Annotated in this window: 2 protein-coding genes; both read right to left on the bottom strand. The window is 58.4% G+C overall.

Features of this window, described 5'->3' with window-relative positions:
- Positions 1–52: 52 nt before the first annotated feature.
- Positions 53–5,779: a T9SS type A sorting domain-containing protein gene (locus HSW_RS21065; RefSeq protein WP_044003725.1), complete on the bottom strand. Its 5,727-nt coding sequence runs from the start codon at positions 5,777–5,779 to the stop codon at positions 53–55.
- 446 nt (positions 5,780–6,225) lie between these two features.
- Positions 6,226–13,215 (bottom strand): T9SS type A sorting domain-containing protein, encoded by a 6,990-nt coding sequence (locus HSW_RS21060; protein WP_044003723.1) that lies wholly within the window; start codon positions 13,213–13,215, stop codon positions 6,226–6,228.
- Positions 13,216–13,662: the final 447 nt, after the last annotated feature.

The following is a 13,662-nucleotide window of genomic DNA, read 5'->3' as shown; positions in this document are numbered from 1 at the left end:
CTTCTCCGGGGAGAAGGGGCTTTTGTAAGCAAAGCGGAAATACCGTGTGGGCTTATTCCTTGATCAGACGCTTGGTGAATACCTGGCTGTTGCCCTGTACCTGCACCAGGTAGCTGCCGGTGGGCAGGCTGGTTACTTCCAGCAAGTCGTTGGTGCCGCCCTGGCGGGAGAGCGTGCGCACCGTGCGGCCGGTCATATCGGTAATGGTTACCTGATACGTACCCTGGGCAGCACCCGAGAGGTCAAGGCGGGCGTCGACCGAGCTGGTAGCTGGGTTCGGATACACCTCAATTGCCGTGCGGGCAGAAGCTGGGAAGCTTACCGTCTGCACCGAGCTCAACGACTCCGTGCCGTCGGTGTCTACCTGCCGCAGGCGGTAGTATACCACGCGGCCCTGAGCTTTGGCAGCGGCCTGCGCATCTACTGCCGAGTAAGTGGTAGCAGTAGTTTTGGTGCCCTGGCCTTTCACTTCGCTGATGGCCGCAAATGTCTGGCCGTCGAAGCTGCGCTCAATCACAAAGTGGTCGTTGTTCACTTCCTGAGCCGTGGCCCAGGCCAGCTTTGTATCCTGACCGGCGGCCTGCGCCGTGAAGCTCGTCAGCGTCACCGGCAGCGGGCCGTTGCTCACCGGAGCTACACCCGAGAATTCCGAGGTACCCGAGTTCGCAACAGTAGAAGTAGCCGTAATGCGGGCTCCACCGGCCGTAAGGGCCGCCAGTTGCGCAGGCGTTAGCGAAGAAGTCGGAATCGAGAACTGGAACATGTTGGCGTTGGTTTCGCTGCCCTGGTCCAGGCCGTTCATTAGGGCACTGTAGGATCTGCGGCCGGTGGCGGCATCGTCCGAAGTGCCTTCCGTGCGGAAAGTTAGGTAGGTCTGCCCTTCGCCGAAGTTCGTGGGGTCAGTGGCAGCTACGTAGATTTCTACCCGGGCTCCGGCCGGCGCGTAGCCAGCCAGCAGCAGGTTGCCGCCGTTGATGCGGGCCTGCGTAACAACCGGGAAGTTCAGCAGGCCGTTGGCACCGCTGGTGGTGGTGCGGCCGCTGGCGTTCTTGGTTACACCGTCGCCGTCGGCAGTACCGCCGTTGGCCAGGTCGATGGCTAGGTTGCCGTTGCCGCTGAACGAGTTCTGCGTAAACGTGTTGTTCGAGCCGGCTATGGCCACGATACCGTCGCCTACGTTGCCGGTGAAGGTATTCAGGCTAACTACGTTGCCCGTGCCAGCGGTCCGGATGGCCAGACCAGCTTTCTGCACCCCGTTGAGTGTGCCGTTGCCTTTGAACAGGTTACCAGTGATGGTATTATTGCTGTTGGTGCCGCTGATGAAGTCAACCCCCATAGCCGCGTTGTTCACGAGCTGGTTGTTGCTGATAGTCGAGCCCGTCACGCCGGTGAACTCAATGCCATCGGCATCGGCGCGGGTGGAGTTGCGAATCACGTTGCCTGTAATGGTCACGCCGCTCAGAGCGTTCAGTCCAATGTTAGCTCCGTTGCTATAGAACGTGCTGTTCTGAATAACGGCACCGGTTACGCCGGCACCATCAAGACGCAGGCCCTGGTCGGTACCGTTGGTAGCACCCGTCAGTCCCAGGCCGTTGAGCGTAAAGTTGCCGCCCGTTACGTACAGGCCACCACCGTTGCGGCCGGCCTGACCGTTGAAGTTGATGGTAACTTCCGGACCGGTGGTCGATTCAGCTACAGTGGCGTTGGTGTCGCCGGTACGCAGCGTCTGCTGGTTACCGTCGATGGTGGTACCGGCATCCGTCACGGCGGGCAGGGCGCCGGAGGCGGCCGTCAGCGTGATGGTAGCCTGGCCGTTGCTGGCACCTCCATTCAGGCCGCTCCGCATACCAGCGGGCACGTTGGTGGTCCGGCCGTCGGCAATCATGAAGAGGGACGTTTCCCGGCCGTTGGTCAAACCTTCCTGACGAAGGTTAGTATTGGCCAGCCCATTGGAGTTGGTGATGAATTGTGCCAGCGAGCCTTGGCCCGAAGGATTGGTATTTACAATTACATCGAAGTTGAAGCCGAACTCATAAGAAGGCGTTCCTACAGGGCGGTTGAGTACCTGCGCCGTGCTGATGGACTGGGGAGTAGCCGTGGCGGTGGTGAGGGCGCTCAGCAGCTGCGAACCGGTGTTAACGGGCGCATCGGCCAGTCGTGGGTTCTCACCACCTACGCGGTTCACGTCTTCGGTGATGTAGGTCTGCACGGGTATCAGGCCGGTGGGCGTAGTGCCCGTAGCGCGTACCGACGTGACAGTGCTGTTTACTACCCGTACGGTGTAGTTGCCAGGGAACTGGTTCGGGAAGCTATACGCGCCACCAGCAGTTGTAGTGGTGGTAGCAGTCAGCGTGCCGTTTTCGTCATAGAGCTCTACCGTGACGTTGGTGCGGCCGATGGCGTTGTTGCCGAAGCCGGAAGCTACAGCGGCCGAGTTGGCCGTGGAGTAGGTGCGGCCCGCGCCGCCACCGTAGTTCACATCATCAAACACCACGCCGATGATATCCGTGGTCAGCACCACCGGAATGGTGACGGTGCCGGTGTTCGAGGAAATCGTGTTCGAGTTGTCGTACGCCTGATAAGTGAACTTGGCGTCGCCTAAGTAACCAGCGGTGGGGTCAAATGTGAGCTGAATGGCCTGAGCCGGAGTCAGTACCTGGCCGCTGGTAACGGCCACGCCGTTCAGGCGCAGAATGCCTTGCGAAGCATCGGGCAGGGTGGTAATTACATACGAGGCAATAGAGCCATCCGAATCGGTACCCGACAGGGCCGGAATGGAAGTAGCACCGGCCTGGTCCGACATGCGGGGAGCCGTGATATCAACTACCGTAGGAGCCACGTTGGAAGCGCAGTTGCTGCCATCTTTAGCCCGTGATGCAGACGTAGCGTTGGTTACCTGCACATCGTCGAGCAGGAAGGTCGTATTACCACCATTCCGAACAAAAACAATCTGGACCTTCCGAACACCAGTGCCAGTGTAAGGCACTGAAATTGGGGTAGTGGTATTTGCCGTAAGCGTAACAAACGTAGCCCCGGAAGTAGTAGCGACAGTTCCGTTCTCGTTCAGAATGTTTACCGTGTACTGAGGACGGTTCGTTCCGGTTCCCCCGACTGCGCTGGATTGCATATTGAACGAAACCGTACCACCGGTTACCTGCAGGAGCGGAGTTGTGTAGGATACAGTTGTACCAGCTGCAATCAGTCCTGATGTCAGCACTGCACGGCCATTGATGGACGTTACATCCGAGATGGATAGCCCGGCAGTAGCAGCGCAATAGTCGATGATACGGCCCTCGAAATCTTCCGTGAAGATGTCATTGCTGGCCGCGTTGATGGTCTGCGTGGCAATGTTATTGTCGGGGTTATTGTCCGCCGTGGTAGCTGAGATGGTGGCATTCGTTGTCAAATCGCCTACCTGATCTACCCGGGCCGTAATCGTCAGTACGTAGTTGTTTGTACCGGTCGGCGTAGCACCGATGGTCCACAAGCCGGTACCTGAGTTGTAGGAGCCCTGAGAAACGGTGCTGCTCACGAAGGTGAGGCCGCTTGGGAGAGCGAAGTCCACGTTCACGCCGGCTCCTATTCCGGTAGAAGTACCCACAACCCGATAGGTCACATTCTGTCCTACTAAGTAAGAACCCAGCGTAACCTGTTGCGTCACGGCAAAGTCAACGGCTCCGGCAGCGGCCCCAATGGGAATACGCACAGTTCCCAGGTTGCTCGAAGTCAGGCCCAGGTCGTCCGTTGCTCTGAACTGGAAGGTTTGGGTCGTATTCAGGCTGGCCGCGTTACCATCAGGCGAGTACGTCAGCTGGTCGGCCTGGGCGGCCGTGATAACCTGGTTGACCGTTACGTTGCTACCATTCAGCTGAAGCGTACCCCGCAGCGGGAGGGAGGTAATGATGAACGAAGCAACTGTCTCATTGCCCTGTGGGTCAGTGGCCCGCAAGGGCAGAATAGGCTGCTGATTGTTCGCGGTATTCGGAACCGTAGGGTTGGTTACGCTAACTGCCGTCGGGGCCACGTTGACTACCGTGGTAATCTGAGCCGCCGCCTGGGTGCCGTTGTTGTTGCCGGTAATTGGGTCGGAAGTAGCCGCCGTGTTGCGGGCCGTGCCGGTTGTCGTGCCGTTGGGCATGTTGAAGCTCACGGTATTGGTTACCGAGGAGCCCGAAGTAAGCAGAGCCGTGGTATTGAAGGTTACCAGACCGGTGGCCGAATTGTACGAGCCGTTGGTAACGTTTACACCACTCAGGTTGGCCGCCAGCTGAATAGTTGGTACCACATTGTTAGCAGCGTCCAGGCCGCTGTTGTTAGTGGTGGTAGCGGTGTAGGTAACGGTACCGCCTACGTTGGCGTAGGTGTTGCCCGTTATGGTCGTCGTCACATCGGCTTCTTCGCACCAGGTGAAGGCCGAGATGTATACGGCCTGGGTGCCGGGGTTATTGATTTCCGTTTGCAGGTTTTTGTATACCAGCTCCAGCCGTACGATGGCATCGGTGAACGTAATAGTTACGTTGCCATCGGGGCCCAGCGTGCTGCCGGAACCGGTAGCGGGGTTGGTGCGGCCGGTAATGCGGTTATTGCCGCTGAAGAAGTTGTTGCCGTTCGGGGCCAGCGATACGTCGCCGGGGTCCAGCTGTACCACCGAGCCATCGGCCCGGTACCCGTTGAAAGTCACGTCATCCACAAAGGCACTACCATCGGCCACGGTCCCTTTGTCCAGGTCACCCATGGTGAAGCTGAAGTTCTTCAGGGGGCGGTTGAAGTAGAAGTTGGCCGTGCTGGTAACGTTGGCGGTGCTGGTATAGTCAGTAAACCAGTCCAGGGCGTAGCCCGGGCTACCGGCCCGGCGGTCGGTGACAAAGCTGGTTTCACCGGCTGCTGCCGTAGAGGAGTAGCCGCTGACACCGTTCAGGTTGTTGCTGATGGTTACGGCACTGTTGGGCACCGTACCCGTACGATTGGTTTTCCAATCCTCGTTGTTGGGACGAATGGTGAAATCGAATACCGAGGCTTGGCCACAAGTGGCTTTATTTACTGGAATGCCCAGTTGCGCCTCCGCAGAGGTGGCCCCGAGGTTATCGGTGGCCGTAAACGAGGCAATGGCCGACGTGCCGGAGTATCCGGCGGCAGGCTGGAAGGAAAGCTGAGCAGCATTGGCTACCGTGTAGTTCTGGTTGGCTACTGCGGCCGTTCCGTTCACGAATAGGGTACCCGTGCTGGCATTTGGCAAGGCCGTGAACCGGAACGAGCTAACGGTGCCGTCACTGTCACTGAAGCCCCAGACCGCCAGATCACGTAATGGCTGCCGTAGGTTATTGCTGATCAGGGTAGCCGTCGTGAAATCGAAGGTGTTAGGTGGGAAGTTGTTGACTACTTGAAAGCTATAGGTTGCCGTGTTGGAAATACCCCCCGGATTATCTCCGGCGACAAACCGGAAGCTTCTGGTACCAACTGCCGAGCCGTTGTTGGCGATAAAGCCAATGAACTGAGCCTGCTGAGGCGAAACAACCATCCCAACAGTAACCTGCTGGAAATTCTGGATAGCGGCGTCAGCTACGAATAAGGTGCCATTAGCGGGCAACGATTCAAACCGAAACCGGACAATATCATTATCTACATCGGTTGCCGTCAAACCTTCGAGTTGGACAAATGCCCCGTTGTTTTTAACCAGAATGCTGCTGGTAAAATCCGTAACAACCGGAACCGCAGTAGGCCGGGCTACTACGCCACGAGGCGTTTTAGCGAAGCTATCGGGGCGCAGCAGGTCAGCCATTGGCTGCGCAAAGCTTATGCCTCTCGGGGCAACCGGACGGGCCTGTTGCTCAGCCGCCGGCTTTAATTCCGTCGAAGCCGAAAATGCCTTCTCAATCCGTAGCTGGGCCTGTGCATTGCCGGTTAAGGCCAGAGCCACAGCTGTCCAGCACGCGGAAAGTGCAAGGGAGCGTAAGTGTGTCTTCATTTGTATAAAATCTTAGGAAAAAATCAAAAGGACAGGATTTCCCACTTAGAGGAAATCCTGTCCAAAATTACTTTGCCAGCGGCCATTTACTGCTATTGTTCACAGTCTTTTAACAGGAGTTCAGCGAGGCGAAAGCCCTATTCACAGAAAATTCCCATTATGGGAATAGTGTTCTGGGTTTTAGTTATCAAAAAAGCCCGGCTTCATTTGCTGAAGCCGGGCTTTTTAAAGTTTGCTTTTTAAGTCATTTAGGATGAAGGCTATTCTGTTTTCGTCAGCCGTTTGGTGAACACCTGGCCCTGGCCCTGCACCTGAATCAGGTAATTGCCCTGGGGCAAGCCGGTTACGTCCAATACCTGCAGGGTGCCGCCGGAGCGGGTCAGGGTCCGGACCGTACGGCCGGCCATATCGGTTACAGTTACTTGGTAAGTACCTAAAGGCAGCGTGGTCAGATCCAGGTACGTGCTGGTCTGCTCCGAAGCCGGGTTGGGGTACACTGCCATATCGGCATTAGCGGTAGCAGTGAAGGCCACTGTCTGCACTGTAGTCAATGAGGCGGAGCCATCCAGATCTACCTGCCGCAACCGGTAATACACCGGGCCGCTCACCTGCCGACCAATGTTCCGGTCAAGGAAGCTGTAAGACGTAGTGGTGGTTTTGGTACCCTGGCCGTTCACTTGGCTGATGGCTACAAACTCCTGGCCGTTCAGGCTGCGCTCTACTACGAAGTGGCTGTTGTTAAGCTCCTGAGCCGTGCTCCAGGCCATCTGGGCATCAAGGCCAGCGGCTTTGGCTGTGAAGCTGACCAGCGTAACCGGCAGCGGGGCTACCCCAATGGTGAAGGTGACGGGCTGGGTATTCGTGCCGCCAAATACATCAATGGTCGTAACCTGCACGGTATAGGTGCCCGCTATCAGCTTAGAGCGGTCCTGCACCGAAATCAGACCGGTAACGGGATTGAGCTGCAGTCCCAGCGTGCTGAGCTGGGTAATACCGGTTGCATCGGTGGAAGCGTTAGCAAGGCCGTTGGCCGTAATGGCTCCGGCGGAACTGTAGCGGCCCCCGTTCACGTCAAATACCGTGGCGATAGGGTCGTTGTTTTGGTAAGAGGTAGCCACCGTGCCACCTTTCACCGGCGCGTTGGTGTACACCGAGTTGAGGTCCTGCCCAACCGGCACCGTATATAAGGCTTCGGCAGAAACGGCGTTACCGTTATCGGTGGTGGTGTAGGTGAAGAATGCATTGCCCACGTAGCCGGCCGCCGCATCAAAGAACAGCTTGTCGGCATCAGCCAGCGGAATTTCCTTACCCACGGTCACGGCCACGCCATTGTAGAACAGGACGCCTTGGGTACTTGGGGGCAGGCTGGTGATGGTGAATACCGTCAGCGTGCCATCGGCGTCCCGGCCCGAGAGAGGAGAGAGGGCGAAGGCTCCGGCCGAGTTGCCCAGCGGTGCGCGGGAACTGTTGACTACCGCGTTGGCCGTGGGCGGCTGGTTGGTCATGGCCGTATTCTGCACCGAAGTGTTGTTGCCCCCGTTGGTTTCCGCCGTGGCGGTGGCAACTGTACCATTAACCGAGTAGGCCGTGGTGGGAGCTGTAAAGCTGATGGTGTTAGTCACCTGGTTAGCCGAGCCCGGCTGTAGGGCACTGATAGCCGGGAAGGTCACCAGGCCGCTGCCACTGTCATACGTGCCGCCACCCGAAACCACCACGTTGCTAAGGCCGCTGGGTAGCTGCACCGTCTGCTGGGTAGCCGCCGCCGCCGAAGGGCCGCCGTTCTGGGTGATGACGTTATAGGTGGCCGAAGCACCGGGGCTGATGCTGGCCGGGCCCGACACCGTCGTCGTGACATCGGCCTGCTGCGTTACCGTGATGTCGCTGGTAGCAGTGTTGTTGGCCGTGTTGGTTTCGCTTTGGGCCGCACTGACAGAGGCCGTAGCGGTAAACGAGCCGCTGGCTGGTGCATTCACCGTCACGGTGTACTGCGTGCTGCTGTTCACCGCCTGCGAAGCCACCATCGGGAACGTCACTACACCCGTCGTGCTGTTGTAGCTGCCGCTGCCCGAAACCGTCACGCCCGTCAGGCCCGCCGGCAGGTACAGCAGCTGCTGCACGTTGGTAGCAGCTACCGAGCTGCCGGAGCTATTAGTGGTCGTCACCGTGAACGTAACCGGCTGGCCGGGCGTGCGGGTGGTAATATTGGCCGATACCGTGGTTTGTACATCCACCGTCTGGGCCGTGGGCGCCGAAAGTGTGGTAGTGGTGGTAGCCGAGTTATTGGTTGTTACCTCCTCATTGTCGGCCGCCGTATTGGCCGTTACAACCAGCTGCGAGGTAGTTGGGGCAACGAAGCTGATGGTATTGGTAACCGAACCGGCCGGCTGCGAGGCAATGGTGGGGAACGTAACCAAGCCGGTAGCACTGCTGTAGGTGCCGCCACCCGAAACCGTCACGCCCGTCAGGCCTGTGGGCAACTGCACAGTGGTAGCCGAATTCACTGCCGCCGATGTGCCATTGTTCGTCGTGGTAACGGAGTACGTAACCGGGTTGCCCGCCACTGCCGCCACTGGGCCCGACAGGCTGACCGCCAGATCGGCCACCGGCGTTACGGTAGCGGTAACGGCCGAGCGGTTGTTGGTGATGATAGTTTCAGCCGTAGCCGTTGCCACCGATGCCACGTTGTTGAGGGTACCGCTGGCTGGAGCCGTGTACATAATGGTGTTGGATACCGAAGCACCTGGCTGCTGCGAGGCAATGGTGGGGAAGGTAACCACCCCGGTGGCGCTGCTGTAGCTGCCCCCGCCCGAAACCGTCACACCCGTCAGGCCCGCCGGAATTCGTACCGTCTGAATTACGTTGGCGGCGGCTATGTTCCCCACATTGGCCGTCGTTACCGTGTAGGTCACGGCCTGACCAGAAGTTACCGCAGTAGGACCGCTTAAAGAGGTCTGCACATCCGTCACCGGATTCACGCGAACAGTGGTGGTGGCCACGTTATTGGCAGACATGGGGTCAGGGGTGCCCGATGCCACGCTGGCTACGGCCGCCAGCGTACCAGCTGCCGGAGCATTTACTGTAATGGTGTACGAGGTGCTGGAGCCAGCATTCTGCGTCTCAATAGTGGGGAAAGTGACCAGCCCCGTAGTGGGGTTATAGGCACCCCCGCCCGAAACCGTTACGCCCGTCAGGCCGGCTGGCAAGGATACCGTCTGCACCACGTTGCTGGCTGGGTTAAGGCCGTCATTGCCCTGGGTTACCGTGAACGTAAGCGGTCCACCCGGAGCAGCCGTGGCTGCCGATGAGGTGATGGTGGTGAACAGGTTGGCACTGGTAGCTGGAGCCGTCGTAACAGTTGTTGCTGCGGCCGTCGCCGTATTGTTGCCTGTGTTAGTATCCCCGGCTGTCGGCGTTACTGAGGCCGTGGCCGTGAAGCCTGCTGCTGGGGCCAGGAAACTTATGGTGTTGTTAATGCTGGTTCCACTGCTGATGGTTGGCAGAGCCGGGAACGTTACGTCCCCGGTCGTGCTGTTGTAGGTGCCGCCGTTGCTGACGAATACGCCCGTCAAGCCCGCCGGTATCCGCACGGTTTGGGTCACGTTGGTGGCTACCGATGGCCCGTTGTTCTGGGTGATGACGCTAAAGGTCGTTAGGGTACCGGCTACTGTGGTAGTCGGACCCGTAAGGCGGGTCAACAAGTCGAAGGCCGGTGTTACGGCGATGGTGGCGGATGACGAGTTGTTGGCCGTCTGGCCCTGCTCGTTATCAGCCGTGGCAATGCTGCCGGTAGCCGTTACCGACCCGCCCGAACCGGGGGCGTTGAATAAAATCCGGAACGTCTGGGTCGCGCCGCTGGCCAACGAACTCACTGTGGGGAACGTCACCACACCCGAAGCAGGATCGTATGAACCGCCATCAGGCAAAGAGACGCCCGTCAGGCCGGCCGGGAGCTGTACTTGGCGGGTAACGTTACTGGCGGCCGTGGGGCCAACGTTGCTGAAGTTGGCGTTGAACTGGGCCTGCGCACCGGCCACTACTGAGCTGGCCTGGGCCGTCACGTTCACAGCCACATCGGTCACACTCCGCACATTCAAGGACAGCGTGAACTGGTCGGGAGCGGTATTGCCGCCCTGGCCGGTAGCGGTGCTGGTATTGCTCGTCAGGCTGGCCGCGCCCGGAGTGGCCGGGGCCGTGAAGCTGAACTGGTACGAGTTTGTAACCCCCGCCGCCAGCGCAGCGGCCGTCCCGAAGTCAATGACGCGGGTAGTGGTATTATAGGTAGCACCATTCGGGATAACCACGTTGGTCACGCCAGCGGGCAGCGTAACGGTTTGTGTTACGTTGCTGGCACTGCTCAGACCAGTGTTGCTGAAGGAAGCCGTATAGGTGCCCGAAGGCTGGCTAGCCAACAGGCTGGTAGGGCCACTCACAACCGTCGTCACATCGGCTACTGGATTGATGACCACCGTGCCGCTGGCCGAGTTGTTGGCCAGATTACCACCTTCGCTGGCGTCGCCGCTGATAACGGCTGCCGCCGTCACGGATGGGCTGTTTGCCGGCGCCGTGAAGGTAATGACTGAGTTTTGCGAAGCACCGCTGGCTAGGGAGGCCAGAGCAGTATACGTCACAACGCCGGTGGCAGGGTTGTAGGTACCGCCATTAGTAGCCACCACGTTGGTGAGGCCGGTCGGCAGCTGTACCTGGCGTACTATGTTGTTAGACGCGTCGGGGCCGTTGTTGGTGAAGGTGACGTTAAGCTGGCCCGTCTGCCCGGCGTTGATGGGCGTCGTCTGGGGCGTTACTGTAGTAGCCAGGTCAGCCTGGGCACAGAAGGTTAGGGAGTTGATGCCGATATTCTGTTCCCGGGTTCCAATTAGGCTGCCTGAAGAGTTGGAATAGGTAAGCACCAGACGCCGAATGGGCGTGGTGAAGCGAACCGTCACGTTGCCTGCCGCGTCGCCGGCGGCGGCGGTGGTAGCACCCCGGGCCGTATTCGGCGAGAAAAAGCCATTGGCGGCTCCGAACGAGAAATTAGCTGCGCTCAGCGTCACCGCCGTACCGCCGGTAGCAACGGAGTAGCCATCAAACCGCACGTTATCAACGAAGTTGGCATTAGCAACATCACGGTCAATATCCTGAAGGTTTAACGTCAGGTTATCCACCAGCCGATTAAACAGTAACGTAACCGTGGTGTTGCCGGCTATTGCGGTTGTATTCTGATTCCATACCAACGTCTGGCCCTGAAGCACGCCGGCGTTGGTACCCACACTGAAACTGTTGGTTCCGGCCAGCGTAGCCGTGTAACCTGTGTACGTGAAAGAGGTACCGCCCAAGGTTTCGGTGGCAGTGCGCCGGTCACCGGTGGCAGCCGTAGCGTAGTTCAGCGTGCTCACCTGATTACAGTCGCTCACCGTCAGGTTGCGGGTGGCCGTGTTGTTGGCCGTGGCCCCGTTCTCGTTGCCGGGCGTGCTGGTATTGGCTACCAGGCTGTACGCGCCCGTAGCAGCCGGAACCGTGAAGCTGAACGTAAACGAAGTTGGACTGCCGCTGGCTACGGAAGCCGCCGTGCCGAAATCAATAACGCGCGTACCGGCATCGTAAGTGGCGCCGGTCGGAATGGTTACGTTGGTGGCTCCGGCTGGCAGCGTTACCGTGCGGGTTACCTGTTGGGCGGCATCGGGGCCATTGTTGCCGTATTCTACGGTGTAGCTGACGGTATTGCCTACGTTGGCGGCTACTGGCCCGGCCGTGAAGCGCGTGTAGACATCTACAACTGAGCACCACGACATGGAGTTGATACCGATTACCTGTCCGCCGGGGTCAGCAACAGGCTCCGTGTTCCGGTAGGTCAGGCGCAGGCGCACAATGGCCTGCGGAAACGTGACTACCACGTTGCTATTGGGGCCGAAGTTGTTGGAGTTGCCCTGCCCCGTAATCAGGTTGGTCGCAGTGAAGTTGTTGGAGCCGTTGGGGGCCAGGGCCACATCTGCGGCCGAAAGCGTAATCAGCTGCCCGGCAGTCGTGTAGCCATCTATCTGTAGTTGGTCGCGCCAAGTGCCATTCACCTGGTCGATATCGGCCAGGGCAATGGAAAAGTTATCCAGAGGCCGGCTAAATGTAAAATCTACGGAAGAGGCATTGTTGGCCGAGGACGTGTAATCGGTCTGCCAGAGCAGGCTTTTACCCGCCAGTGCCTGGTTGTCTTCTACCTGCAACGCAGTCTGGCCGCTGGGAGCCGTGTAGTTGCTGGCCGTAATGGTTACGCCTTCCACCAGCACCGACTGGGTGGTCTGGAAGTTCTGCCCGTCGGGCTGCCTGGCGAAGTTGAGGGTGCTGGCTTGGCCGCAGGTGGTTTTGGCTACCGGAATTCCGTAGCTGGCGCTGCTGCCGTTGGTACCGTTCGCGTTGCGGGCACGGTAGTTAAAAACCGCCGTGCCGAAGAAGCCAGTGGCTGGATCAAACGTAAGCTGGGCAGCCTGAGCGGATGTAATGGTCTGGTTCAGCGTGACCGGCGTGCCGTTCAAAGCCAATACCCCCTGAGCCGCTGTGGGCAGGCTCAGAATAACATAATCGGTGGCCGTAATACTGCCGGGCTCCACCGACAACGGCTCCGTGAGAGTAGTAGCAGGAGCTCCGGCCGGTACAATCTGCGAAATCAGAGCGGCGGCAACCGGCGTCTGCTCTACGTTGATGGTGAATGTAGCCGTACCTGAGGACAGTTCGTTATTGCTGTTGCGCGCGCGCCACTGGAACGAGGTAGTGGCAGTGGCGTTAGCTGTTGGTCGAATCAAGACTTGGTTATACTCCGACAGCAACTCCTCGTCCGGAACCGTGGTTATTTGCTTGATAGCTCCTGTTGAGGAGTTGTATACGTACAGCTCGGCCACATTGGAATTAGGAACCGAGAAGAAGCGGTAAGCGGTAATGGGGAAGCCGCCGTTGTTGGTAACGTTGAGGTTAATAACGTAATACAAGCCCGTGGTACCTCCAATGGTAACCGTTTGGTTTGCTACTGTAGGAGCGGCATTGGGGCGGCCGGCGTCCTGCCCCGGCAGAACTCGGGTGGTAACGGGCTGCGTAGGCAAAATTTCCAGCTTGTTCTGCCGGAAGGAAGGGGGCTGCAGGTCACTGATGCTGGGCATCACGGCAGGGAGTGAAGTTGCAGGCACTACCCGTTGAGCCTGCACGTCGAGTGATACTAGGTTGCCTGCCAGAAGCAAGGCCGCCCAGAGACGTAAAGCTTTCTTCATGGAAAATGTATAGAGTAGGTTGAAAATGCGTAATCCGGTAGCGTCAGTAAGTTGGAATAGTGCCAGCAAAGGCGAAACCAGCTGCCTGGAGCTTGCGGAGCAGCCTGGCGTGGCCTTCATTTCCGACAAAAGCCACTTAACGCTGTGTGAACCTACGCACGGGGTGTATGCTTTGGTTCAACTATCTAATAATGAAATACATGTATTCTATAATTGGGAAATATATCCGTTTTTTGTCAAATCGGGAAGAGGCTAGAGCCTTGGATATGTGTAGGTATAGTGATATAAGTAGGCTGCTCTAACAGGTTATACAGGCCGATTTTGTCGCAACCTGATAGTCGATAGCAACTCCCGGGATAATGCTATGACCAGTTACCGTTCCCAGAACAGGAATAAGAAAATTATGGCGTGCTACTGTGCCCCCTGGAAGTTCGAAAAATAAGCATG

The sequence above is a fragment of the Hymenobacter swuensis DY53 genome (assembly GCF_000576555.1).
GTDB classification, from domain to species: Bacteria; Bacteroidota; Bacteroidia; order Cytophagales; family Hymenobacteraceae; genus Hymenobacter; species Hymenobacter swuensis.
Note: the sequence above shows the minus strand (reverse complement) of the source record. Positions and strands in the feature narration are given on the sequence as shown.